Consider the following 24,677-nt stretch of genomic DNA (forward strand, 5'->3'; position numbering starts at 1 on the left):
CTTCATGCTCCGGGACTACAGGCTCCGGAGAATAGGCGGTGAAGCTTGCGCGAACATGGCATCGAGCCGCTCGCGGGGAGCGGCCCCGTTCCCGTTGCGACGGCGATCAGCCGCCGCGGAACAGCGTCAGGATGTTCTGGCTGCTGGCGTTGGCGATGGACAGCGCCTGGATGCCGAGTTGCTGCTGGACCTGAAGCGCCGAGAGGTGGGCCGATTCCGCGTTCATGTCGGCGTCGATGAGCTGGCCGATGCCGCGGTCGATCGCGTCCATCTGCTGCGAGGTGAACGAGGTCTGCGACTCGACGCGCATCTTCATGGCGCCGAACTCGGCGGCCGCGGTCTTCAGCGCGTCGAGCGTGGTCTGCGCCGTGGCGACGCTGGTGATGCCGGCGGCCGCCGCTTCGAGGTCGTAGGGCGACAGCGTCAGCGTCTGGACGCCGCCGCCGCCCTTGATGTAGCCGCTGACGATGTCGACGGCGGTGCCGCCGGTGCGCAGCAGGTTCTGGCCCTCGAACTGGGCGGCCCGGGCGATCTCGACGATGCGCGCCTTGCGCTGGACGATCTCGGCCGTCACCGCCGCGGTGTCGATGCCGTCGGTCTCGAGCGCGACATATTTGCCCAGCGCCTCGGTCGCGTGGATGATCGCGTCCGCGAGGGCGGTGTAGGTCGTGTCGAGAATGGCCTGGCCGAGGCCGAGCGAGTCCTTGACCGTCGACAGCACTTTATTCTGCGCCTTCATGCCGACCGAGATCGACCAGTAGGCGGGATTGTCCATGGCCTCGGAAACGCGCTCGCCGGTGGCGATCCGGTTCTGGGTGACGGACAGGTTCTTGCCGATGCTGCGCAGCGTCTGGAGCGCGGTCATCGCCGAGGAGTTGGTGAGAAGGCTGGACATGTCTCTCCAGGGGGACTCGAACTTCGACGGGAACGATCCGGGCCGGCCGGGAGGACGAGGCTGCATCATGCGCGGCTGGATCGCCGGCCTGTCCTGCATGTCGTTCCGTTATAGGAGCCAGTCGTTAAACGAGCGTTAACCATGTCGGTTGACCGGCCGTTAACCATGCCGGACCGCGCGCGCGAAAAGGCCGCGCCCCTTGCGGAGCGCGGCCTCGTCTTTGTCCGGTGGACTGTCGCGGCTAGTTGCGGAACAGCGCGAGCAGGTTCTGCGTGTTCGAGTTGGCGATCGAAAGCGCCTGGATGCCGAGCTGCTGCTGGACCTGAAGGGCCGACAGGCGCGCGGATTCCGCTTCCATGTCGGCATCGACGAGCTGGCCGACGCCGCGGTCGATGGCGTCGATCTGCTGCGAGACGAAGGTTGCCTGCGACTCGATGCGCATCTTCATGGCGCCGAAATTGGCGGCGGCCGTCTTCATGGCGGTGAACAGGGCCTGCGCCTCGGTCTCGTTGGTGATGGTGCCGCCGATCGCCGCTTGGAGGTCGTACTTGGCGATCTGCATCGTCGTGACGCCGGTGGTCTTGTTGTAGCCGCTGACGACGTCGACGGCCGTGCCGGCGGTGGAGAGCAGGTTCTGGCCCTCGAAATCGGCGCCGACGGCGATGGCGAGGATCTGCGCCTTCAGCTGGGTGATCTCGGCGTTGACCGCGACGGAATCGATGCCGTCCTGCTCGAGCGAGACATACTTGGCGATCATGTCCTCGGCCTTGCCGAGCGCCTCGTGAATGGCGGTATAGGCGGTGTCGAGGATGGCCTTGCCGAAGCCGAGCGAGTCCTGAACGGCCGACAGCGCCTTGTTCTGGGCGTTCATGCCGACCGAGATCGACCAGTAGGCGGCATTGTCCGACGCCTCGGAGATGCGCTGGCCGGTGGCGATGCGGTTCTGGGTGATGGCAAGGTTCTTGTTGGTCTGCGACAGGGTCTGCAGCGCCGTCATCGCGGACGCGTTGGTCAGAAGGCTGGACATGAAACTGGTGCCTCGTACGGGAAACTCGAACGACATGCCGGCAGGGCCGGCAAAGCGGAGGGGGCTTCATGCCGCCGGAAACGAACACTCCGGACCGCTCTTGACCGGTATTTATCTGCTGGAATGGCTAACCGCAGGCTAAGAAACATGGTTAATGCTTTGTAAAACTACAATTTTAATCAATTTTCCCGGCTGTGGCCCGGTTCCCGACGAAGGGGAGGCAGGCATGCGAAAGGCCGCGCCCCTTGCGGAGCGCGGCCCTTGCGATGTCGATCGGAGCGGCTGTCGCCGCCCGGATCCAGTTCTTTGGCTTACGCAATTCCGGACGGAAAAGTGCTTCACACTTTTCCTGGAATTGCTTTAGCGGAACAGCGACAGGATGTTCTGGGTGTTGGCGTTGGCGATCGAGAGCGCCTGGATGCCGAGCTGCTGCTGGACCTGAAGAGCCGACAGACGCGCCGATTCCGCTTCCATGTCCGCGTCGACCAGCTGGCCGACGCCGCGGTCGATGGCATCGGTCTGCTGCGAGATGAAGGACGACTGCGACTCGATGCGCATCTTCATCGCGCCGAACTCGGCGGCCGCCGTCTTCATCGCGGTGAAGGCGGCCTGCGCCGTGACCTCGTCCGTGACGGCCGCGAACGCGGCTTCCAGGTCGTACTTGGCGATGGTCATCGTCGAGACGCCGGTGGTCTTGTTGTAACCGTTGACGACGTCGACGGCGGTGCCGGCGGTGGACAGCAGGTTCTGGCCTTCGAAGTCGGCGCCCGTGGCGATGGCGGTGATCTGCGCCTTCAGCTGGGTGATCTCGGCGTTGACCGCCGCGGCGTCAATGCCGTCCTGCTCGAGCGAGACATACTTGGCGATCATGTCCTCGGCCTTGACGAGCGCCTCGTTGAGGCCCGTATAGGCGGTGTCGAGGATGGCCTTGCCGAAGCCGAGCGAGTCCTGAACGGCCGACAGCGCCTTGTTCTGGGCGTTCATGCCGGTCGAGATCGACCAGTAGGCGGCGTTGTGCGACGCCTCGGAGACGCGCTGGCCGGTGGCGATACGCGCCTGGGTGGTGTTGAGGTTCTTGTTGGTCTGCGACAGGGTCTGCAGCGCCGTCATCGCGGACGCGTTGGTCAGAAGACTGGACATGATAAACGCCTTGTAACTCGATACACGAAACGACATGCCGGAAGGATCCGGCGAAGGCGGCGCGGCGTCATGCCCCGATCAGCTGGAAGTCCCCAAGCCCCGATCTGCCCCTCACCGCCAATCTAGACCGCGAAAGCCTGCGAAACGGATAAGGGGCATGGTTAATTTACCGGAAAATCATATGGTTAACGGGCGCTGAAAGCCCGCGCGCTCAGGCGAAGGAGCGCACCAGCGAGCCGACGAGCAGGTTCCAGCCGTCGATCAGCACGAAGAACAATATCTTGAACGGCAGCGAGACGACGACCGGCGGCAGCATCATCATGCCCATCGACATGGTGATGGTGGCGACGATGAGGTCGATGACGAGGAAGGGCAGGACGATCAGGAAGCCGATCTCGAAGCCGCGCCGGATCTCCGAGATCATGAAGGCGGGGACGAGGATGCGGAAATCCGCGTCCTCGACCGAGACGTCCGCCTGGCCGCGCTCGCGCGCGAGATCGGCGAACAGGTCGAAATCCTTGTCGCGGACATTGGCCGCCATGAAGTCGCGGAACGGGTCGGAGATGCGCTCGAACGCCTCCGCCTCGGTGATCTCCTCGGCCATCAGCGGCTGCATGCCGTCGTTCCAGGCGCGGTCGAAGGTCGGGCCCATGACGTAGAAGGTCATGAACAGCGACAGGCTGATGAGGATCAGGTTCGCCGGCGTCGACGGCAGGCCTAGCCCGGAGCGCAGGATCGAGAAGACGATGATGAAGCGGGTGAAGCTCGTCACCATGATGAGGATGCCGGGCGCCAGCGACAGCACGGTCAACAGCCCGAACAGCTGGACGATGGTGCCGACGGTCTGGCCCTGCATCTGGCCGGCTATCGCGCCGAGGTCGAGCCCCTGCGCGGCGGCCGGCAGGGCAGAGCCCGCCAGAAGCGCGCAAGCGGCGAGGGCGGCCGGAAGGGGAGGCCGGCGGATCATTCGAACAGCAGGGTACGGATGAGGACGCTTCTGACCTTGCCCTCGCTGCGGATGGCGGCGCGCTCCTCGATGTCGGATTTCAGGTGCTGGAAGCCGCTCGGCCCTTCGACCTGGTGGAATTTCACCGTCCTCAGATAGGCGAGGATGTCCTGCTGCACGGTCTGGGCGACCACGAGGTCCGGCTTGTCGGCGAAGACGAGCGCCAGCTCCAGCCGCACCCAGGTCTCGGTCGGGCCGGCGAGATTGGTGGTGACGGGCTCGAGATAGACGACGCCGAGTTTCTCGCCCACCTCGGCAAGATGGGTCTCGCTCGCCTTGACGACGGCGCTCTCCGCTTCCTTCTGCCGGTCCGGCTGCTGGCCCGACAGATAGAGGCCGGCGAGCCAGCCGATGGCGATGGCGGCGACCGTCAGCCCGGTAAGCGCCGCGATCTGGACGATCAGCGGTTGGCCTTTCGGCTCTGGCGGGGCGGTGTCGTCGATGATGGCCATGGCGCGAACCGGAGTCAGAAGGGCAGGACGTTGTCGACGATCTGGTGGCCCCAGCCGGGCTGCTGGACCTCGCTCAGCCTGCCGCGCCCGCCATAGGAGATGCGCGCCTCGGCGATCCGCTCGTAGGAGACGGTGTTGGCCGCGCCGATGTCGGAGGGCCGCACGATGCCGGTGATGGTCAGGACGCGAAGCTCGGCGTTGACCAGCACCTCCTGCGAGCCGGAGATGACGAGGTTGCCGTTGGGCAGCACGTCCGTCACCACGGCGGCGACGGAAAGCCGGATATCCTCGGAGCGGGCGGTCGCGCCGGCGCCCTTGCTGGCTGTGTCGGAATCGATGTCGAACTCGGCCGAGCCGGTGACGCCCTTCCACGGCCAGGTCGCGACGGCGGCGCCGAGCCCGAGCCCGCGGCTCGACGTGCGCGAGCGTTCCGACTCGTTGCGGAAGCGGGCGCGGTCGTTGATCTGGATGTCGACCGTCAGGATGTCGCCGGCCTGGAGGGCGCGCGCGTCGGTGAAGAACTTCGACTGGCGGTCGTCCCACAGCGAGTATTTCTTGGTCGCCTGCGCCGGCGGCGTCGGATAGCTGTAGGCGGATTTCGGGTCGACGCCGACGCCGTAGCCGACCGGCGACAGCGCCGGCGCCCGGTTGACCTCGTCCATCGAGGGCGTGTTGCAGCCGGCGAGCGCGAGCGCGGCGGTGAGGAGGAGCGGCTTCGCGTTCATGTCGGGTCCTGCCTGCGGGCCGCGCTCGCCATGATGCCGGTGAGCGTGGCGGCGGCCTTGCTGTCCATTTCGTTCAGGATGATGCCCGCCTGCCGGGCCTGGAGCTTCATCAGGATGCCGGCGGCGAGCTCGACATTGACCTCGGCGAGCCGCTCCGCCGCCGCGTCGGGGCGCATGCGCGAATAGATCTCGACGAGGTTGCCCTCGGCCTTGGCGAGGAAGTCGTTGCGGCGCGTCAGCCAGTCCTGGTACTCGGCGCGCTTCTCCTCCAGCGCGGCGATGCGCTTGTCGATGTCCTGCTGGAGCTTTTCGAGCTCCGCCTGCTGGAGCGCGTAGCGGCGGTCGCGCGCGGCGTCGGCGATGTTGGAGCAGAAGCGGCGGATGTCGTCGTCGACCTCGCCGATCTTCGCCGCGACCGTCTCGATGGCCTGCGTCGCGGCCGGCGTGCCGCCGAAGGCTAGAGCGCCGAAGACGATGCCGATGCCGGCGGCGAAGGCGGCGCGGCGGTTGGCGGAAACGGGACGAGGGGCCATCGCGGTCATCCTATTGCAGCACGAGTTCGGCCTGGAGCGCGCCCGCCGACTTGATGCCCTGCAGGATCGCGATGATGCCGTCGGGCTTGACGCCGAGACGGTTGAGGCCGGAGACCAGCGTCTCGAGGTCGGGTCCGTCGAGCATCGCCACCTTGCCGTCCGGCCGGTCGGCCTCGATGGCGGTGAACGGCTCGACCGCCGTTTCCCCGCGCGAGAACGGCTCGGGCTGGACCACCTTCGGCATCTCGGTGACGCGCACGGTCAGCGCGCCGTGGCTGATGGCAACGCGCGAGATGCGCACCTGCTGGCCGATGACGATGGTGCCCGTCCGCTCGTCGACGACGACGCGGGCCGGGGCGTCGGATTCGATGACGATGTTCTCGAGCTCGGCATAGAAGCGCGCGGCCGAAATGCCCTGCGGCCGCTGGATCGTCACGGTGCGGGCGTCCTGCTCCTGCGCGACGCGGCGGCCGAAGCGGTGGCTGGCGTAGTCATTGATGGCGTCGGCGATGCGCACGGCGGTCGAGAAGTCGGGGTTGCGCAGCTGCAGCGTCAGCGTCGTGTCGGCGGTGAAGGAGGCGGGCACCTGCCGCTCGACGATGCCGCCGTTGGGCACGCGCCCGCTCGTCGGCACGCCCTGCGTCAGGGTTTCGGCCTGTCCCTGCGCCGAGAAGCCGGCGACGATGACCGAGCCTTGCGCCACGGCGTAGATCTCGCCGTCGGGCGCGCGCAGCGGCGTCATCACCAGCGTGCCGCCGGCCAGCGAGGTGGCGTCGCCCATCGAGGAGACGTTGACGTCGATCCGCGCGCCGGACTGGACGAAGGGCGGCAGATTGGCGGTGACGATGACGGCGGCGACGTTCTTGGCGCGCGACTGGCCGCCGCGTGTCGACACGCCGAGATTCTCCAGCATCGCCCGCATCGACTGCTCGGTGAAGGGCGAGGAGCGCAGGCCGTCGCCCGTTCCCTGAAGGCCGATCACCAGGCCGTAGCCGACGAGCTGGTTGTCGCGGGCGCTCTGGAGCAGGGCGATGTCCTTGATGCGCGCGGTGGTGAAGCCGGAGCCGGAAAGCGGGTCGTTGCGCCAGACGCCGCCATAGGCCGCGCCGGCATACACCTCGCCCGCCGCCGTGCCGTCGCGCCCGTCGCCGGCGGCGATGGAGCCGCCCGTGCCCGCGCCGGCGTTCGTGCCGCGCGGCTCGTCGGCGACGGCGAGGCCGCCGACGCCGATGAGGACCGCGAATGCCAGGGCCAGACGCCGCATCATGACGCTGTGATCCTGACCGTGCCGTCGGCCATGACGACGCCGGAGAAGACGGAGCCGGAATCGACGTTGCGCAGGCGTACCATGTCGCCCGCCGCCCCGGCCTGGAGGGCGATCGCCGACAGGGCGATCTCGAGCCCGCCCTGCACGTAGAGCACCTGAACCGGCTTGCCGGGCTCGACGATCCACGCCTCGCGCACCGAGCCGGTCGGGATCATGCGCCCCGGCAGCAGGGTGCGGCGCGCCACCTTGCCGTCGAGCGCCCGCCAGTCGCGCTCGACGGCGGCGGGGTTGCGCAGCTGGCGGCGCAGCGGCACTTCCTGCAGCATGTCGGCCGAGACGGTCTCGCCCGGATAGATGGTGCGCACGGGCACCAGAACCATGTCCTGCGCGGCCGCCGGCAAGGCCATGGCCGCCGCGGCGGCGAGGATGAAGGCGGACAGGAATGCCCGAAGGCGGCGGCGGACCATGGTTGCTACCTGATGCCCTGCGTGATGGTGGCCGCCATCTCGTCGGCGGCCTTGATGACCTTGGAGTTCATCTCGTAGGCGCGCTGCGCCGAGATCAGCTCGGTGATCTCCTTGACCGGGTCGACGTTGGAGGATTCGAGATAATACTGCTCGGTGGTGGCGAAGCCCGGATCGCCGGGAATGCCGGCGATGGCCGGGCCGGACGCCGCGGTCTCCTGGAACAGGTTGTCGCCGAGCGGGGCGAGGCCGGCCTCGTTGGAGAAGTTGGACAAAGTGAGCTGGCCCAGCTCCTCCAGCTCGATCTGGTCGTCGTAGCGGGCGAAGAACTGGCCCGACTTGTTGACGATGACCTCGACCGCGTTGTCGGGGATGACGATGCCGCCGGCGACCAGATAGCCGTCGACGGTGACGAGCTGGCCTTCCGCATTGGTGTTGAAGGAGCCGGCGCGCGTGTAGAGCTCCTCGCCGTTGGCGCCCTCGATCTGGAACCAGCCCTGCCCGGTCAGCGCGATGTCGAGCTTGTTGCCGGTGTTGACGAGGTTGCCTTGCAGGTGGACGTTGCGGATGGCGCTCGTCTTGACGCCGAGGCCGACATGCGAGCCTTCCGGCACGATGGCCTGATTGGCGCGGTTGGGGACGCCCTGCACCCGCTCGGCCTGATAGAGCAGGTCCGAGAACTCGGCCCGCGCCCGCTTGAAGCCGGTGGTGTTGATGTTGGCGATGTTGTTGGCGATGACCTCGAGATTGGTCTGCTGCGCGTTCATGCCGGTGGCTGCGATGGCGAGTGCTTTCATGGGATTTTTCCTCAGATCGCCATGCGGCTGACTTCGAGATAGGCGGTGACGATCTTGTCGCGGATGGCGATCGCGGCCTGGAGCGTCTGCTCGGCGCTCATCACCGCGTCGACAACCTCGCGGGTCTCCGTCTCGCCCTGGAGCGCCTTGAGCGACAGGCCCTCGGCGTCGCGCAGGGTGGAGACCGCGTCCTGCGACACCGACGCCAGCGCGGCGGAGAACGAGGTCGCGGCCGCGACGTTGGCCGGCTTCATCGCCGGACCGACCTGGGTGGCGAGGCCGTCGAGCATCGACGAGGGAGAGGTCACCCGGCCGAGGGCCGCAAGGCTGTCTATCATCACTGGTTCCTCAGGAGGTCGATGGTCATGGAGATCAGCTCGCGGGCCTGCTTGATCGATTGCAGGTTGGCTTCGTAGCTGCGGTTGGCCTCGCGCATGTCGGCCATCTCGACCAGGACGTTGACGTTCGGCATCTTGACGTAGCCGAGCTCGTCGGCGGCCTCGTGGCCGGGCTGGAACTCGGTCGGGAAGGCGGTGCGGTCGGGCGAGATCGCCGAGACCTCGACCATCCGCGCGCCCGACAGGCGGTCGAGCTCGGCGGTGAAGGTGATGGTCTTGCGCTGGTAGGGGTCGGCGCCGGGGAAGTTGCCGGTCGACTGGGCGTTGGCGAGGTTTTCCGAGACCACGCGCAGGCGCTCCGACTGGGCGCCGAGGCCGGTCGCGGCCACCTTGAGAGAGGAAATCAGCGGGTCCACGCGGGTCAGCTCCGGGTCGTCATCATCAGCATGCGGTGGAAGGCCTTGACGATGGCGGTGTTCATTTCCATCGAGCGGCGGACCTCGCCGGACTTCATCAGTTCCTGCTCCAGCACCACCGTGTTGCCGGAGGGCATCAGCGGCCGGCTCTCGTCGGTCTGGCGCACGGCAAAGGCGTCCGCCGTCGCGCCGACGGCGATGTGCTTCGGATGCGTCGCGCGCATGGCGACGCGCGTCTGGTCGAGGACGGCCTCGAACGGCTCGACGTCCACCGTGCCGTAGCCGGGCGTGTTGGCGTTGGCGATGTTGCTGGAAACGGCGGTCTGGCGCACAGACAGCCATCGTGCCTGCTGTGATGCCAGTGCGAACAGGTTGACGGGTTGCATCGCTACTCCTCGAGGGTAACGATACTTTAAGAATCCGGCCTTGCGCGGACCTTGCGCGCGGCCGGGAACCTTGCTCAGTTGGCGTCGATCTCGACGACCTTGTCCTGCGAGGTGAGCAGGACCCAGCGCCCGTTGCGCTGCTCGATGGAGACGACGCGGCTGGAATCGGGAAGGCGCGAGCCGCGCTGGACGACCCACAGGCCGTCGCCGTCCTCGATCATGGCGCGGCCGTTGGCGACATGGACCAGCCGGAAGCCGACCAGGTCGGCCGGGAAGGGCTGCTCGGAGGCCGGCACGGCGCGCCCCGGGCCCTGATCGGTGGGCAGGGTGGCGGTGGGGAAGAAGTCGAGCTCCATCTTCGGCACCTCGGCGTTGGCGAAGGGCTTGCCCACGGGCTGCGGCTGGTAGGCGAAGCCCGAGGCGGGACGCCCCGAGCCGCGGCCGCTGAAGACGAATTCGCGGACGCCGAACTTCTCCTGATTGAAGAAGATGTACCAGGGAAAGACGGCGCAGATGGCGGCGAGCGTGACGCCGAGGGCCGCGACGGTGACGTCGCCGCGATCCATCTTCTTTTTCTTCGCCTTGACGGCGGGAGCGGGCGCGGCGGCAGGCGCGGGCGGGACCGCGTCCGGCTTGTTCTCCTGCGGCTCGCCGAACAGGCGGCGCAGCATCGCCTCGTCGTCGGGCTCCGGGGCCGGGCGCGGGGCGGGCTGCCGCGGCTGCGGGGCTTTGATGGTTTTCGCGGCGCGGACAGGCGTTTCGATCTCGACGGCCGGCGTGGCGGTTGGGGCTTCGACCGGCGTTTCCGCCTTGCGCGGCAGGGCCGGGCGCACGGTGTCCCGCCGCGATTGCGGGGCGTCCTTCGCCTTGTCGCCGCGGGCGGGCGGCTCGGACCCGGCCGCCGCGACCGGGGCTTTCGGCTTGCGCGGCTTGTGCGGCTTGCCGACGATCTTCGTCCCGGCATAGCGTTCGGAATCGCTTTCGGCGGCGGGATCGCGCCGCAGCCCGAGCCGCGCCAGCAGGCCGGCGCGCCGGCCTGCGGGGGCGACTGCCTCGCGCGCGGCCTTTTCGCGCCGGGAGCCGAGGCCGAAATAACGCTCGCGGATCTCCGGGGCCTTGGCCGGGGCGGGCTGGCGGTTGCGGTAGGCGGTCTCCGTCAGGTAGATGGCGTCGTCGGTCGCCGGGCGCGCTCTGCCGCCCGCGAAGATGCCTTCCGCCAGATTGCGCAGCCTATTCCACGGGTTCATCCGCCACCATCTCCTTGCTTCTCAGGTGACGCGCCAGATCGGCGAACGGGTCGGCCGAGACCGGGTCCTGCGGCGTCTGGGTCAGCGCCTCGTAGATGGACGGGACCTGCCGCACGGCAAGGTCGAGCTCGGGGTCGGCGCCCGGCTGGTAGGCGCCGAGAAGGCGGATGTCGCGCGTGTCCTCGAAGCGGGCGATCATCGAGCGCAGCCGCGTGACGAGGACGCGCTGCTCCTTCGACCACGCCTTCGGCGCGAGGCGCGAGATCGAGGCCAGCGGGTCGACGGGCGGGTAGCGGCCCTGCTCGGCGATGGCGCGCGCCAGCACGACATGGCCGTCGAGGATGCCGCGGATCGAGTCGGCGACCGGGTCGTTGTGGTCGTCGCCGTCGACGAGGACCGAGAGGATCGCGGTGATCGAGCCGGTCCCGTCGATGCCCGGGCCGGCGCGCTCCAGCAGCTTCGGCAGATCGGTGAACACCGAAGCCGGATAGCCGCGCGCGACCGGCGGCTCGCCGATGCCGATGGCGACCTCACGCAGCGCGTGGGCGAAGCGGGTGATCGAATCGAGGACGAGGAGGACGCGATGGCCCTCGTCGCGGAAATGCTCGGCGACGCGCATGGCCATGTCGGGCGCGCGCCGGCGCATCATCGCGCTCTCGTCGCTGGTGGCGACGACGGCGATCGTCTTGGCGAGGCACTCGGCGCCGATCGTGTCCTCGAGGAATTCGCGCACCTCGCGGCCGCGCTCGCCGACGAGCGCGACGACCACGGTGTCGAACGCCTCGGCGCCGGCGAGCATGGCGAGCAGCGTCGACTTGCCGACGCCGGAGCCGGCGAAGACGCCGAGCCGCTGGCCGAAGCAGATGGGGGTGAAGATGTCGATGACGCGCACGCCGGTCATGAAGCCGGTGGCGACGCGCTGGCGGGCCATGGCCGAGGGCGCGGCGGCCGGCGCGATATCCTTGCCGACGACCAGCAGGCCCTTGCCGTCGACCGGACGGCCGAGCGCGTCGACGACGCGGCCGCGCCACGAGGCATGCGGCGCCGCGCCGCCGCCGGTGCGGATGAACACGCCGTCGCCGATGCCGGCGTCGGGGTTGCGGTCGTAAGGGGCGATGAGCGTCTCGTCGGGGCCGATGCGCACGACCTCGCCGGTGCGCGGGCCAGAGGCCGAGCGGTGCTCGACGATGTCGCCGAGCCGGGCGTTCATGGAGATGCCGCGCACGCGGTAGTGGCTGGGGGAGATCTCGTCGATGCGCCCGCCGCTGCGCAGCAGCGTGCGGTCGTTGCCGAAGCGCGACAGGACGCGCTCCAGCGCGTTGAGCGATGAGTTGCCCCCTTGCATCGGCCTATCTCGGTCCGAGCGTCGAGATCGCCTGGTCGAGCGCCTGCTCGCTGTCGCGGATCAGCGCCGAGACGTGCTCGAAGGCGCGCTGCACCTGGATGAGGCGTGTGATCTCAAGGACCGGGTTGACGTTGGAATCCTCGACGAACCCCTGCGTGACGCCGGCATCGATGCGGTCGAGCACCGGCTCCGGCATGCCGAAGGGGACGACGCCGGAATTGCCGTAGCGGGTGAAGTCGAGGCCCGGCTGGAACTGGAACAGCCCGATGGCGGCCATCAGTCGGCCGTCCTGGCGCAGGGTGCCGTCCGCGCCGGCCTCGGGCGGCCCGCCCTGGGCGTCGAGCTGGATCGGCGCGCTGCCGGCGTCGAGCACCGGATAGCCCTCCAGCGTCACGAGATCGCCGGTCTCCAGCATGGTGAAGCGGCCGTCGCGCGTCATCACCGGGCCTTGCGGGCTTTCGAAGGCGAACCAGGCGTCGCCCTTGATGGCGAAGTCGAACGGGCTGCCGGTTTCCCGCATCGAGCCGGTCTGGGCCGACAGATAGGTGTTGCCCGCCGAGGCGAAGGCGACGGACTTGTCGCCCAGCCCGCTGACCACGTCCTCGAACTTCACCCCCGTCGCGCGAAAGCCGACCGTGCCGGCATTGGCGACGTTGTCGGCGATGGTGGTCAGGCGCTTGGCGAGCGCCATCTGCGAGGAAAGCGCGACATAGATTCCGGATTGCACGAGGCGGTTCCTATTTCTTCAGGGTTGCGATGGCCATCAGCGTGTCGCTGGATATGCCGTAGGAGACGGCGCCCGAAAGCAGGGTGAGGGCGGGCGAGGACGTCACGGCCGTGTTGTTGGTCACGTCCCACATGGCCGAGAAGCGGGAGAGGAACTTCTCCAGCTTCTTCGGGTCGGTGAAATCCTCGATGTCGAGGCGCTTCTCCATCGCCGCCACCTGACGGTCGATGTCGGCCTGCGCGAAGGACTCGGGAAAGCCGAGCGCCGTGCGCATGACCTGCGCCAGCGCCGGATCGCCGAGGATCTGGTAGAAGGAGGTGATATCGGGCGCCTTGCGCTGGAAATTGAGCGCGAGCCGCACGCCCTCGTTCTCGACGCCGGCATTCTCCTCCAGCGTCTGGCGCATGTAGCCGGCGACGGTGACGTCGCGCGGCGCGACATGGGTCGTGGTCTTCTCGCCGAGCGTGACGAAGTCGAACGCCGCGGCGAACTTCGCGACGTTCTCGTTCTCGTGCTTGTTGGCGGGGCTTTCGGGATCGGACACGCCGCCTTCAAGGATTTTCATCAGGTCCGCGCGGGTCCATTCCAGATCCTCGATCCGGTAGGCGCGCAGGGCATAGTCGAGCAGGCGCGGGTCGTCGAGGAGATCGTCGATCGACTCGACCTTGACGATGTTCTCGCTGAAATAGGCGTTCTCCGCCTTGGCGGCCTCGCTCAGCTCGAGCACGCCGTTGACGGTGGCGCGGGCGATGTAGCTGCTCATCGTGCCGTCGCGCGCGGCGTTGTAGGAGGTGGTCTGCGCGCCGCGCGTGGTGAAGTCGAACACCTTGGCGAACTCGGCGTAGCGCTTGTCGGTCAGCTTGTTGGCGAAGCTCTCGGGGTCGGTCACGCCTTCCTTGAGGACCTTCTTCATGAAGCCCTTGGCGTAGGCCATCTCGGAGAGGCCGAACGCCTTCATCGCGTAGTTGAACAGGCGGGTGTTGTCGAGGAACTCCTCGACCGACGTCACCTTGCCGATATTGGCCTCGAAATAGGCCGTCTCGCGCTTGACGGCAGCCTGATTGCCGACGCGGTCCAGCGACTTGTCGATGTCGCGGGCGATAAGCCGATAACTCATGCTGGTACTGAGCACATGCGCCTCCATTGCGCAGGACGGACCGCGCAAGACTATGAGCAAATGCTTGCGTGAAGCTGAACGCCCTTGACGCCGCCCGTTCAAGCCTCGCGCAAGCCATGCGCGTTACCCAAGAGGCGCGAAGACGCACAGGAAGGTGGTTCCAGTGGGCATTTTGATCGGTTTCGTCGTCATCATCGGCTGCGTGCTCGGCGGCTACATGGCCATGGGCGGGCATCTCGACGTGCTGATGCAGCCCTGGGAGCTGGTGATCATCGGCGGCGCCGGCGTCGGCGCGTTCCTGATCGCCAACCCGATGTCGACCGTAAAAGACGCCGGCAAGGCGATGATGGAGGCGTTCCGCAACCAGGTTCCGAAGGAACAGGACTATCTCGAGACGCTCGGCGTGCTGCACAGCCTGATGCGCGAATTGCGCACCAAGTCGCGCAACGAGGTCGAGGCGCATATCGACAATCCCGACGAATCGCCGATCTTCCAGGCGTTCCCGCTGGTCCTGAAGAACCGCGACCTGACCAACTTCATCTGCGACTACTGCCGCATCATCATCATCGGCAACGCCCGTCCCTTCGAGATCGAGGCGCTGATGGACGAGGAAATCCATACCATCAAGCACGACAAGCTGAAGTCCTACAACGCGCTGGTCGTGCTCGCCGACGCCTTCCCGGCGTTGGGCATCTGCGCCGCGGTCCTCGGCGTCATCAAGGCGATGGGCGCCATCGACCAGTCGCCGGAGATCCTCGGCGGGCTGGTCGGCGCGGCGCTGGTCGGCACCTTCCTCGGCATCTTCCTGAACTACGCGGTGGTCGCGCCCATCGCCCAGAAGGTCAAGATCGTCCGCGACAAGAAGAACCGGCTCTACATCATCGTCAAGCAGACGCTGCTCGCCTACATGAACGGCTCGCTGCCGCAGGTCGCGCTGGAGTTCGGCCGCAAGACCATCTCCGCCTATGACCGCCCGTCGATCGACGCGGTCGAGCAGAGCACCCTCCACGGCAAGGTGGCGTGATGGCGCCCCGGTCCGCGCAGAAGCAGAAGCAGCTTCCCGAGGCCGATTCCGGGGAGCGCGCGGAGCCGCGCAACCCGATCCTCGAACGACTGCTCGGCGACACGGGCGAGCCCGAGCACATCGTGCGTGCCGCGCGCTCGCTGGGCATGCGGGCGCTGCCGGCCATCCGCGAAAGCCTCAACGAGCAGGTGTCCTACCCGATCGAGATCGAGCTGGAATCGGTGGCGCTGGCGCGCCTTGCCGACGCCAAGCGCCCAGAGGCGGAGAACGACGCGCTCGTCGTCGCCTCGTCGGCGACTTCGCCCGACGCGCTGATGCTCCTGGCCGATTCCCAGGCCATCGCGCTGCTCGTCAGCGCGCTGTTCGGCGGCGACCCGGACATGCGCGTCGCGCCGATCCTGCGGCCGCTGACCATGATCGAGCTGGAGCTGGCCTCCGTCGTGTTCGAGGCGACGGCGAAGGCGCTCAACGGCTCGGGCGTGCGCGCCCTGTCGATCCGCTTCCCGATGCCCGCCGCGATCTCCGGGCGCGACCTGAAAAAGCTCGTCATCCGCGACGGGCCGGCCGTGCGGATGACGTTCAAGTTGCTCGCGCCCTCGGGCGAGGGCCAGTTCATCGTCATGATGCCGCAGCGCGTGCTGCTCTTGCACCGGGGCGACGGCTCGGTAGAGGCCGAGGACAAGGGCGACCAGCAGGCGCTGTGGCATGCGCGCTTCAGCGAGGAGGTCATGCGCTCGGCCGTCAGGCTGGAAGCGACGGTGCCGCTCGGCCGCCTGACGCTCGGCGACCTGTCGGAGCTCTTCGTCGGGCAGGTCCTCGAAATGCCGGAGGCGGCGCCGACCCAGACCACGCTGTCGGCGCACAAGAAGCCGCTGTTCACCTGCGAGTTCGGCAAGCTGGGCCAGAACTTCACGGTCCGCATCACCGAGCCCTTCGACCAGGGCAAGGAATTCATCGATGGGCTGATGCCGCGCTGAGGCGCGAAACGCAAGGCCCGCAAGGAGACGAGTATGAGCACACCGCCGCTTCCCGATCTGGAAACCCTCGGCAATCTCGGCGAGACCGACGCGGCCGGCGGCTTCGGCGATTTTTCCAATCCGCTCGATCTTGGCGCGCTGCCCCCCGGCCTCGGCGGCGGCGACCCGCAGGAGGACGAGCTGAACCGGGCGATCGAGGAGCTGCGCGGGGTGCTGCACGAGGACAAGGCGGTGGACACGCCGGCCTTCGCGGCGTCCGCGGCGGCGGCCGATGCCGGCTTGGGGGCGTCGCGGGTCGCCAATCCCGACATCATCATGAACATTCCTGTGGATGTGCAGATCGTCCTCGGCTGCGCCGAAATGTCGGTTTCGGAGCTGATGACGCTGGAAAAGGGCTCGACCGTCGCGCTGAACCGCCGTATCGGTGAGCCCGTGGACGTCATGGTCAACGGCCGCAAGATCGCCTGCGGCGAAATCACGGTGCTGGAGGACGACCCGTCGCGCTTCGGCATCAAGCTGACGCAGATCATCAACGCTTCCAAGCCGGGCTAGGCCGTATATCCTGTTGCGCAGCGAATCGGGGACAGGGGTGTAATGGGTCCGGAAGGCAAGCTCACCAAGGCGCAGAAGGCGGCCGCCATTCTGGTTGCCATGGGCAAGCCTTCGGCCGGACGCCTTCTGGGCTTCTTCAAGCATGAGGAGCTGAAGGCGCTGATCGAGGCCGCGCGCAAGCTGCGGACCATTCCCCAGAGCGAGCTGGAGAACATCGTCGCCGAGTTCGAGGACGAGTTCACCGAAGGCGCGGGCCTGCTCGATTCCGGCGACCAGATGGACACGATCCTCAACGAGTCGCTGTCGCCCGAGGAAATCAGCGTCCTGATGGGCTGGAGCAAGCCGTCGCTGATGAGCGACGAGGCGCCGCCGATCTGGCCGGAGCTGACCGAGCTGGAGCCGGCGCGGCTCGGCGCGCTGTTGCGCGACGAGCATCCGCAGACCATCGCGATGATCTTCTCCAACCTCGAATCCCAGCCGGCGGCCAACGCGCTGCTCACCTTCGACAAGCCGCTGCGCAACGAGGTCCTGAAGCGGATGCTGTCGATGACGACGGTGCAGCCGGCGGCCAAGCAGCTGGTCGAGAACCAGCTGCGCAAGCGCCTCGCCGCCGACGCCAACGGCAAGGACGTCTCCGCCAGCCAGACGCGGGTGGCGAACCTCCTCAACGAGCTCGACAAGGACGTGCTGGACGAGCTGGTCTCCGACCTCGAAACCAGCGGGGCCGAGGGCATCGACCAGGTCAAGGCGCGGCTGTTCAGCTTCGACGACATCGTGCTTCTCGACCAGAAGTCGCGCGTCACGCTGTTCGACGGGCTGTCGACCGAGCTCGTCACGCTGGCGCTGCGCGGGGCCGAAGCCGACCTTGCCGAAGCCGTGCTTTCCGCCATCGGCGCGCGCTCGCGCCGCATGATCGAATCCGAGCTGACCATCCCGGCCGATTCGGCGACCCCGGCCGAGATCGCCAAGGCGCGCAAGCGCATCGCCGCGACGGCCATCGGGCTGGCCGCCACCGGCGCGCTCGAACTGCCTGCCATGCAGGACGCCGCCTGATCCCTCCTGAACGGAGCGCTCCATGGCCGAGCAGTCGGACAAGGACAGCAAGACAGAGGAAGCCACCGAGAAGAAGGTCCGCGACTCTGTCGAGAAGGGGCAGGTCCCCTTCGCCAAGGAAGTCTCGGTCGTCGGCTCCTTCCTCGCGATCCTTGTGTTCCTCGTCTTCCTCGCCGAGCCGCGCGCCATCGAGCTGGGCGGGTTCCTGTCGATGTTCATCGAGCGGCCGGAAAGCTGGACGCTGGCCAGCGAGCACGACGCGGTGCTGCTCTACCGGCAGGTGTTCCTCGAGATCGTCAAGCCGCTCGCCGGGCTGATGGCGCTGCTGATCGGCGCCGGAATTGCCGGCTCGATCCTGCAGAACATGCCGCGCATGGTCCTCGACCGGGTGCAGCCCAAGCTGTCGCGCATCTCGCTCAAGCAGGGCTGGGGCCGGCTGTTCGGCCAGAAGGGGCTGGCCGAGTTCGCCAAGTCGCTGGGCAAGCTGGTCCTCGCCGGCGTGGTGCTGGCCTTCGCCATGCGCGGGGCGCAGACCGAGCTTCTCGCCGGGATGATCACCCAGCCCGAGGCGTTCGGCGCGGTGATCCGCGACATCGCCATCGAGATCGTCGTCGCCATCACCGCGATCATGGTCGTCATCGCGGTGGCGGACCTCTTGTGGTCGCGCTTCAGCTGGCGGCAGGACCTGCGCATGACCAAGCAGGAGGTCAAGGACGAGATGAAGCAGGCGGAGGGCGACCCGATCATGCGCTCGCGGCTGCGCTCGCTCCAGCGCGACCGCGCCCGCCGGCGCATGATGGCCGATGTGCCCAAGGCGACGCTGGTGATCGCCAACCCGACTCACTACGCCATTGCCCTGCGCTACGTGCGCGAGGAGACCGCCGCGCCAGTCGTCGTCGCCAAGGGGCAGGACCTCGTGGCGCTGAAGATCAGGGAGATCGCCGAGGCCAACGACATCCCCGTCTTCGAGGACGTGGCGCTCGCGCGCTCCATGTACAGTCAAGTTTCGGTGGATAGTATGATCCCACCTCAGTTCTACCAGGCCGTGGCGGAACTGGTTCGCGTACTCTATACGAGCAAGGCAGGGCCCGCTGCGGGCAAGGTGACATCATGAACCGGCAGCCCCATACGTCGACCCGCGAGGTCATCGTCGCCAACGCGATCGGAGAGGTCGTCAGGGAACTGCGCATGGTCGATGTCGGCGACTACATCGCCTATATCCGCCTCGAGCGCCTGGCTTCCATCGCCGATCTCGTCGACAGCGCGGCGGAGCTCTATTTCCAGCCGGGCACGCTTCGGCTCGGCCATGGCGGCGAGGCGCATGTCGCGTGGGAAGGTCCGCCGCGCATCGTCCTCGACCTCGAACTGCGCCCGACCGGCGTCACCGTCTATTTCGCGCTGACGCTGACGGCGCGCAAGGCTTCGGTCGAGGTCAACTACGTCGCCTTCGACAAGCCGGCGGCCGACCCGGCCGAGAATGACGGTTTCCTCGAGCGGGCGCTGGAGCATTCCCGCATCCGCCGCTCGGAGCCGGTGGCGACGTAAAGGCAAGCCCCCGAAATCAACGGCTCAGTCGATCAGGCCGCCGCGCAGCGCCTTCGCCACCGCATGGATGCGGTTGACCGCGTTCAGCTTGTGAGCTGAGCTGGTCAGGTACTGATTGGCGGTGTGGACGGAGAGGCTGAGCTCGGTGGCGATCTCCTCGCTGGTGAAGCCCTGCGCGGTCAGGCGCAGGCATTCGATCTCGCGCTTGGACATCGACGGCAGCGGCGGGTTCCCGAGCGGGCGCTGGCGCGCCACCTCGACGAACAGCGCGAAGCATGCCGCATGTGCCTCGCAGAGCGCGCCGGTGTCGAGCGCGAGCGCCGCGCCGTAGAAGGCGACGATGCCGGCGCGGCCGTTCTCCTGCGCGACGGGAAAGAGGATGCCGGGCTGGTCGGCAAGGGCGGTCTCAATGAGCGGGCTTTCCACCTCGCGCGCCCAGAAAAGCGCGTCCGCGTCGAGGACGAGGGGCGCGCCTTCCGCCCGCCACCACAAGGGCGCAGCGCTCGCCGCCGCGGATCGCGCAAGGCGCTCCGCAGAGGGGGACGACAGCGCCCGCGACAGTGCCGACACGCCCGGAAAGGCGCTGTCGAAGACCGGCGCGAGGCGGCGCGCCTCGCCCTGTGCGGCGGTGAACAGCAGGCTGAAGCCGGCGGCGCCGATGCCGGCGGCCAGCGCGCGGCAACGCAGCACCGCCTCGGGCAGCGAGGCGACGGGCTCGCGGATTTCGGTTTCGTGCGCCGGGTGCCAGGCCTCGGCGACGGTCGTTGCTTGTGTCTCGCGCAGCATCATATGACTCCGCTTCTGATCGCGGTCGCGATCGCCATCGCCCGGTTGCTCGCGCCGAATTTCTGGATGGCGTGGGCGACATAGCTGTTGATGGTGTTGGAGGAGACGCCGAGGATCAGGGCGATCTCTTCCGTGGTCTTGCCCTCGGAAACCCATTTCAGGCATTCGCGCTGGCGCTCGGAGAGGACGCCGGCCAGCGCCGGCTCCTGCGCCGTCGCGCTGAGATAGCCGTCGAGCGCGTAGCTGCACATCATGCTGGCGCGGGCGAGCGCGGCCGGGTCGGTCGCGCCGCAGCGAGGGGCGCTGAACAGGGCGAAGACGGTGCGCCCGCGCACGCTCAGCCGGCGGGCGAACATCTCGGCATGGCCGTAGTCGCGAAGGACGAGCCGCTGCATGGGGGAAAGGAACGGGGCGGGATCGGGCAGGGCGCGCGGCGTCTCGCCGAGGCCGGCGGCATAGCCGCTCTCGATGATCTCGAAGATGCCTTCGCCGCCCAGTTCCTCGAGCGCGTCGTAGATCCAGTCGGAGGCGAGGATGCGCAAGCCCTTGGGGCCGCGCTCGACGGCGGGCTCGACCAGCAGGTAGGACCGCGCGCCGATCTCGGCGCAGACCCGCTTCATCAGGCGGGAAAGGTCGGTCCGGCCGTGGATCCGCCCGGCTCCGTCCTGCCCTTCTCTTGTCGGCGCGAGATGCATCGTCGGCTTTCGGTTCGCGGCCTCGCCCGGCGCATGGTCCGGATCGCGGCCGACAATGAACGTTTCGCCCGCGCGGCTGCACGGGAGAGTGAACTCGACAACACGAATCGACGCGCGCCCGCGGGACCGCAGGCCACTTCGACGACGCCACCAGACAATTACGAACAGAATAACGGAAGGAACATCCGCCACGCCCCGAAACGGGGCTACTCAAGGCAAGAGAAAGGGTGAACTCAACACCGGAGGCACGCATTTCAACGGACGCCCAGTCCCCGAATCACCCTCCTCCGCTCAGGTCCACCTACCCGCAAATTGATATGTATCCATTTGATTCGCGTCAAGATTCCCCGGAATCATTCGCGAAAAAACTTTGCGCCCGGCGGGGGCGCAAAGCGGCAGGCCTGGATGGGCGTCGGCAGGCGTCAGGCGTGCAGCGCGTGGCCGAGCGCCTTCAGCGCCGCTTCCTGGAAGCCCTCGCTCTGCGTCGGGTGGGCGTGGATCGTGCCGGCGACGTCCTCCAGCCGCGCGCCCATCTCGACGGCGAGCGAGAAGGCGGCCGAAAGCTCCGACACGCCCGAACCAACGGCCTGGATGCCGAGGACGAGGTGGTTGTCGGCCCGGGCGACGACGCGCACGAAGCCGGCCTCGCCCTGCAAGGTCATGGCGCGGCCGTTGGCCGAGAACGGGAACTGGCCGATCTTCAGCTCGGCTGTCGTCTGGCGCGCCTCGTCGGGCGACAGGCCCACCGAGACGATCTCGGGGTCGGTGAAGCAGACGGCGGGGATCGAGCGCTTGTCCCAGCTCCGTTTCATGCCGGCGACGATCTCGGCCACCATCTCGCCCTGCGCCATGGCGCGGTGGGCCAGCATCGGCTCGCCGGTGACGTCGCCGATGGCGTAGACGCCGCGCATCGAGGTGCGGCAACGCTCGTCGATGCGGATGAACGGGCCGGCGCGGTCGAGGTCGATCTCCTCCAGCCCCCAGCCTTCGGTCGCCGGCCGGCGGCCGACGGTGACGAGGACGCGCTCGGCGGGGATGTCCTGCGCCTTGCCGTCGGCGGTCTCGACGATGAGCGCGTCACCTCCCTGCGAAAGCCCCTTGGCCTTCGCGCCGGTCAGCACCGTGACGCCGAGGTCGGCGAGGCGCTTCGAAACCGGCCGGACGAGGTCGGCGTCGTAGAGCGGCAGGATGCGGGGCAGGGCCTCGACCACCGTCACCTTCGCGCCCAGCTTGGCGAAGGCGGTGCCGAGCTCGAGCCCGATATAACCGCCGCCGACTACGGCGAGGGTGGCGGGAACGGCCTTCAGCGCCAGTGCCCCGGTCGAGGAAATGACATTTCCGCCGAAGGGAAGGAAGGGCAGCTCCACCGGCACCGAGCCGGTGGCGATGACGATGGTCTCGGCGCGCACGATCTGCGTGCCGGTCTCGGTCTCGACCTCGACGGTCTTGCCGTCGCGGAAGCGCGCGCGGCCCTCGATGGACTTGACTCCGGCCTTCTTGAGCAGCCCGGCGACGCCGGTATTCAGGCGTCCGACGATGCGGTCCTTCCAGGCGATCGTCTTGCCCATGTCTATGGCGGGGGTGGCGAGCGAGATGCCGAGCGGGTCGTGGCCCTGCGCCATCTCGCGGACCTTGAAGAACTCGTCGGCCGCATGGATCAGCGCCTTGGACGGGATGCAGCCGACGTTGAGGCAGGTGCCGCCGGGCTTGCCCATTTCCACGATCACCGTGTCCAGCCCGAGCTGGCCGGCGCGGATGGCGCAGACATAGCCGCCGGGACCGGCGCCGATGACGAGCAGCTTGCAGGAGATTTCCTTCATGGGATCAGCTCTCGACAAAGATCAGGGCCGGCGTCTCGATCAGCGTCTTCAGGCGCTGGACGAACACGGCCGCGTCCCAGCCGTCGACCACGCGATGGTCGAAGGAGGAGGACAGGTTCATCATCTTGCGCGGCACGAACTGCGTGCCGTCCCACATCGGCCGGACCATCATCTTGTTGACGCCGACGATGGCGACTTCCGGGTGGTTGATTACCGGGGTGGTGGCGACACCGCCGAGCGCGCCGAGCGAGGTGATGGTGATGGTCGAGCCGGAAAGCTCCTCGCGCGTCGCCGTGCCGGAGCGGGCGGCCTCGGCCAGCCGGCCGATCTCGGCCGCGCAATCCCACAGGTCGCGCGCCTCGGCATGGCGCAGCACCGGCACGACGAGGCCGGAGGGCGTCTGCGCAGCGATGCCGATATGGACGCCGCCGTGGCGGTGGACGATGCCGGCCTCGTCGTCATAGATCGCGTTGATCTGCGGCTGCTCGGCCACGGCCCTGACGATGGCGCGGGCGAGGAAGGGCAGGAGCGTCAGCTTCGCTTGTTCGGGGCGCTTCTCGGCGTTCAGCTTGCCGCGCAAATCCTCCAGCGCGCCGACATCGACCTCCTCGACATAGGTGATGTGCGGGATGCGCGCCTTGGCGATCTGCATCTTCTCGGCGATGCGGCGGCGCAGGCCGACGACCTTGATTTCATCGACGGACGTGTTCGGCCTGAGGCCGGCCGCGGCGGGGGCGCTGCCGCGGGCGATGAACGCGTCGAGATCGTCATGGCTGATGCGCCCGGCCGGGCCGCTGCCGGCGACCTGCCGCAAATCGACCCCGGCCTCGCGCGCCCTCAGGCGCACGGCGGGCGAGGCGAGCGGCCGCTCGCCCTCCGGGCGCGGCGCGCCGGTGGCTGCCGGGGCCGGCGCGGGTTTCTTCGCAGGAGCCGCCGGCTTCTCGGCCTGCGCGGGCTCCCTGGGCTTCTCGATCTTTTCGGCCGGCGGGGCCGGAAGCGTCTCGCCCTCAGGCGCCATGCCCTCGGCGATCGGCGCCTCGCCCTGGCCGTCATCCATCGGCGTCGGCGCCGGCGCGTCGCCGGCGATCTCGATCTTCACCAAGGCCGAGCCGACGGCGACGGTGTCGCCGATTTCCGCGCCCAGCCACGACACCTTGCCGTCGACGGGCGAGGGGATTTCCACCGTCGCCTTGTCGGTCATCACCGCGGCGAGGATCGCGTCCTCGCGCACGAGATCGCCGACCGCGACGTGCCATTCGACCAGCTCGGCCTCGGCGACGCCTTCGCCGACATCGGGCATCTTGATGACGTGTTCGGCCATTCCTTCAGCCCTCCATCACGGCTTGAAGCGCCTCACCGACGCGCTTGGGGCCGGGGAAATAGTCCCATTCCTGCGCGTGCGGGTAGGGCGTGTCCCAGCCGGCGACGCGCGCGACCGGGGCTTCGAGGTGATAGAAGCAGTGCTCCTGCACCAGCGCGGCGAGCTCCGCGCCGAAGCCGGAGGTCAGCGTCGCCTCGTGGACGATGACGCAGCGGCCGGTCTTCTTCACCGAGGCGACGATGGTGTCGAGATCGAGCGGCACCAGTGTGCGCAGATCGATCACCTCGGCGTCGATGCCGGTGTCCTCGGCGGCCGCCTTGGCGACGTAGACCATGGTGCCATAGGCGAGCACGGTGACGGCCGAGCCCTCGCGCCGCACCTCGGCCTTGCCGAGCGGCACGGTGTAGTGGCCCTCCGGCGTCTCCGACATCGGGTGCTTCGACCATGCCGTCACCGGCCGGTCGTGGTGGCCGTCGAACGGGCCGTTGTAGAGCCGCTTCGGCTCGAGGAAGATCACGGGGTCGGGGTCCTCGATGGCCGAGATCAAGAGGCCCTTGGCGTCGTAGGGGCTGGACGGCACCACCACCTTCAGGCCCGAGACGTGGGTGAACAGCGCCTCGGGGCTCTGGCTGTGGGTCTGGCCGCCGAAGATGCCGCCACCGGTCGGCATGCGGATGACGATGGGGCAGGTGAACCCGCCGGCGGAGCGGTAGCGCAGGCGCGCCGCCTCCGACACGATCTGGTCGTAGGCCGGATAGACGTAGTCGGCGAACTGGACCTCGACGCAGGGGCGCAGGCCGTAGGCGGCCATGCCGATGGCCGCGCCGACGATGCCGGATTCGTTGATCGGCGCGTCGAAGCAGCGGTTCCTGCCGTATTTGGCCTGGAGGCCGGCGGTGCAGCGGAAGACGCCGCCGAAATAGCCGACGTCCTCGCCGAAGACGACGACGTTGTCGTCGCGGCCCATGGATACGTCCATCGCCGATCGGATCGCCTCGATCATGGTCATGCGCGGCATGGTC

Annotated in this window: 28 protein-coding genes; 6 read left to right on the forward strand and 22 right to left on the reverse strand. The window is 68.1% G+C overall.

Going from position 1 to position 24,677, the window contains the following annotated elements:
• Positions 1-106: 106 nt before the first annotated feature.
• From M9945_RS13200 to M9945_RS13280, 17 genes are all read right to left on the reverse strand, one after another.
• Positions 107-895, reverse strand: coding sequence for a flagellin (locus M9945_RS13200; RefSeq protein ID WP_367944982.1), 789 nt, complete (start codon positions 893-895; stop codon positions 107-109).
• Positions 896-1,136: 241 nt separating this feature from the next.
• Complete coding sequence (locus M9945_RS13205) at positions 1,137-1,922, reverse strand: flagellin (RefSeq protein ID WP_367930364.1); 786 nt, start codon at positions 1,920-1,922, stop codon at positions 1,137-1,139.
• A 360-nt stretch (positions 1,923-2,282) separates the two neighbouring features.
• A complete protein-coding gene (locus M9945_RS13210) occupies positions 2,283-3,062 on the reverse strand; it encodes a flagellin (protein ID WP_367930363.1) in 780 nt (259 codons plus the stop codon).
• Positions 3,063-3,273: 211 nt separating this feature from the next.
• The gene (gene fliP, locus M9945_RS13215) at positions 3,274-4,029 is read right to left on the reverse strand and encodes a flagellar type III secretion system pore protein FliP (protein WP_367944983.1); all 756 of its coding nucleotides are present in this window, start codon (positions 4,027-4,029) and stop codon (positions 3,274-3,276) included.
• On the reverse strand, positions 4,026-4,520 hold the full coding sequence (locus M9945_RS13220) for a flagellar basal body-associated FliL family protein (protein ID WP_367944984.1): 495 nt from the start codon (positions 4,518-4,520) through the stop codon (positions 4,026-4,028). The genes fliP and M9945_RS13220 overlap by 4 nt, the downstream gene beginning before the upstream one ends.
• Positions 4,521-4,534: 14 nt before the next feature.
• Complete coding sequence (gene flgH / locus M9945_RS13225) at positions 4,535-5,245, reverse strand: flagellar basal body L-ring protein FlgH (protein ID WP_367930360.1); 711 nt, start codon at positions 5,243-5,245, stop codon at positions 4,535-4,537.
• The gene (locus tag M9945_RS13230; protein WP_367944985.1) at positions 5,242-5,778 is read right to left on the reverse strand and encodes a MotE family protein; all 537 of its coding nucleotides are present in this window, start codon (positions 5,776-5,778) and stop codon (positions 5,242-5,244) included. The genes flgH and M9945_RS13230 overlap by 4 nt, the downstream gene beginning before the upstream one ends.
• Before the next feature lie 10 nt (positions 5,779-5,788).
• On the reverse strand, positions 5,789-7,045 hold the full coding sequence (locus M9945_RS13235) for a flagellar basal body P-ring protein FlgI (RefSeq protein WP_367944986.1): 1,257 nt from the start codon (positions 7,043-7,045) through the stop codon (positions 5,789-5,791).
• Complete coding sequence (flgA, locus tag M9945_RS13240; protein ID WP_367944987.1) at positions 7,042-7,512, reverse strand: flagellar basal body P-ring formation chaperone FlgA; 471 nt, start codon at positions 7,510-7,512, stop codon at positions 7,042-7,044. The genes M9945_RS13235 and flgA overlap by 4 nt, the downstream gene beginning before the upstream one ends.
• A gap of 5 nt (positions 7,513-7,517) precedes the next feature.
• Positions 7,518-8,306, reverse strand: coding sequence for a flagellar basal-body rod protein FlgG (flgG, locus tag M9945_RS13245; protein WP_367930356.1), 789 nt, complete (start codon positions 8,304-8,306; stop codon positions 7,518-7,520).
• Positions 8,307-8,317: 11 nt separating this feature from the next.
• Positions 8,318-8,596 (reverse strand): flagellar hook-basal body complex protein FliE, encoded by a 279-nt coding sequence (locus M9945_RS13250; protein WP_367945581.1) that lies wholly within the window; start codon positions 8,594-8,596, stop codon positions 8,318-8,320.
• A 47-nt stretch (positions 8,597-8,643) separates the two neighbouring features.
• Positions 8,644-9,060, reverse strand: a complete 417-nt coding sequence (gene flgC / locus M9945_RS13255) for a flagellar basal body rod protein FlgC (RefSeq protein WP_367930355.1) — start codon at positions 9,058-9,060, stop codon at positions 8,644-8,646.
• A gap of 5 nt (positions 9,061-9,065) precedes the next feature.
• On the reverse strand, positions 9,066-9,446 hold the full coding sequence (flgB, locus tag M9945_RS13260) for a flagellar basal body rod protein FlgB (protein ID WP_367930354.1): 381 nt from the start codon (positions 9,444-9,446) through the stop codon (positions 9,066-9,068).
• A 74-nt stretch (positions 9,447-9,520) separates the two neighbouring features.
• Positions 9,521-10,693, reverse strand: a complete 1,173-nt coding sequence (locus M9945_RS13265) for a hypothetical protein (protein ID WP_367944988.1) — start codon at positions 10,691-10,693, stop codon at positions 9,521-9,523.
• Positions 10,677-12,038 (reverse strand): flagellar protein export ATPase FliI, encoded by a 1,362-nt coding sequence (gene fliI / locus M9945_RS13270; protein ID WP_367944989.1) that lies wholly within the window; start codon positions 12,036-12,038, stop codon positions 10,677-10,679. Before fliI ends, M9945_RS13265 begins: the two co-directional genes overlap by 17 nt.
• Before the next feature lie 4 nt (positions 12,039-12,042).
• Complete coding sequence (flgF, locus tag M9945_RS13275; RefSeq protein WP_367930351.1) at positions 12,043-12,765, reverse strand: flagellar basal-body rod protein FlgF; 723 nt, start codon at positions 12,763-12,765, stop codon at positions 12,043-12,045.
• Positions 12,766-12,775: 10 nt separating this feature from the next.
• Entirely contained in the window at positions 12,776-13,882 is a 1,107-nt protein-coding gene (locus M9945_RS13280; protein WP_367944990.1) for a DUF1217 domain-containing protein, read from the reverse strand.
• 163 nt (positions 13,883-14,045) lie between these two features.
• Between M9945_RS13280 and motA the strand changes: the two genes are divergently transcribed.
• From motA to M9945_RS13310, 6 genes are all read left to right on the forward strand, one after another.
• Positions 14,046-14,906: a flagellar motor stator protein MotA gene (gene motA, locus M9945_RS13285; protein ID WP_367944991.1), complete on the forward strand. Its 861-nt coding sequence runs from the start codon at positions 14,046-14,048 to the stop codon at positions 14,904-14,906.
• Complete coding sequence (locus tag M9945_RS13290) at positions 14,906-15,883, forward strand: FliM/FliN family flagellar motor switch protein (protein ID WP_367944992.1); 978 nt, start codon at positions 14,906-14,908, stop codon at positions 15,881-15,883. The genes motA and M9945_RS13290 overlap by 1 nt, the downstream gene beginning before the upstream one ends.
• Before the next feature lie 138 nt (positions 15,884-16,021).
• Positions 16,022-16,435: a flagellar motor switch protein FliN gene (fliN, locus tag M9945_RS13295; RefSeq protein WP_367945582.1), complete on the forward strand. Its 414-nt coding sequence runs from the start codon at positions 16,022-16,024 to the stop codon at positions 16,433-16,435.
• A 42-nt stretch (positions 16,436-16,477) separates the two neighbouring features.
• The gene (locus M9945_RS13300) at positions 16,478-17,488 is read left to right on the forward strand and encodes a flagellar motor switch protein FliG (protein ID WP_367930347.1); all 1,011 of its coding nucleotides are present in this window, start codon (positions 16,478-16,480) and stop codon (positions 17,486-17,488) included.
• Between the two features lie 22 nt (positions 17,489-17,510).
• Positions 17,511-18,602, forward strand: coding sequence for a flagellar biosynthesis protein FlhB (flhB, locus tag M9945_RS13305; protein WP_367930346.1), 1,092 nt, complete (start codon positions 17,511-17,513; stop codon positions 18,600-18,602).
• Positions 18,599-19,033 (forward strand): hypothetical protein, encoded by a 435-nt coding sequence (locus tag M9945_RS13310; protein WP_367930345.1) that lies wholly within the window; start codon positions 18,599-18,601, stop codon positions 19,031-19,033. Before flhB ends, M9945_RS13310 begins: the two co-directional genes overlap by 4 nt.
• 24 nt (positions 19,034-19,057) lie before the next feature.
• Here the strand turns inward: M9945_RS13310 and M9945_RS13315 are convergent, their stop codons facing one another.
• The 5 genes from M9945_RS13315 to M9945_RS13335 form a co-directional block, all read right to left on the reverse strand.
• Positions 19,058-19,822 carry a LuxR C-terminal-related transcriptional regulator gene (locus tag M9945_RS13315; RefSeq protein WP_367944993.1) on the reverse strand — a complete coding sequence of 255 codons (765 nt, stop codon included), beginning with the start codon at positions 19,820-19,822 and terminating at the stop codon, positions 19,058-19,060.
• A complete protein-coding gene (locus M9945_RS13320) occupies positions 19,819-20,514 on the reverse strand; it encodes a LuxR C-terminal-related transcriptional regulator (RefSeq protein WP_367944994.1) in 696 nt (231 codons plus the stop codon). Before M9945_RS13320 ends, M9945_RS13315 begins: the two co-directional genes overlap by 4 nt.
• Positions 20,515-20,936: 422 nt before the next feature.
• Positions 20,937-22,334 carry a dihydrolipoyl dehydrogenase gene (lpdA, locus tag M9945_RS13325; RefSeq protein WP_367944995.1) on the reverse strand — a complete coding sequence of 466 codons (1,398 nt, stop codon included), beginning with the start codon at positions 22,332-22,334 and terminating at the stop codon, positions 20,937-20,939.
• A 4-nt stretch (positions 22,335-22,338) separates the two neighbouring features.
• Complete coding sequence (locus M9945_RS13330; RefSeq protein ID WP_367944996.1) at positions 22,339-23,655, reverse strand: dihydrolipoamide acetyltransferase family protein; 1,317 nt, start codon at positions 23,653-23,655, stop codon at positions 22,339-22,341.
• A 4-nt stretch (positions 23,656-23,659) separates the two neighbouring features.
• Complete coding sequence (locus tag M9945_RS13335; RefSeq protein ID WP_367944997.1) at positions 23,660-24,673, reverse strand: alpha-ketoacid dehydrogenase subunit beta; 1,014 nt, start codon at positions 24,671-24,673, stop codon at positions 23,660-23,662.
• Positions 24,674-24,677 lie beyond the last annotated feature (4 nt).

It is taken from the genome of Aquamicrobium sp. (assembly GCF_023954335.1).
Lineage (GTDB): Bacteria > Pseudomonadota > Alphaproteobacteria > Rhizobiales > Rhizobiaceae > Aerobium.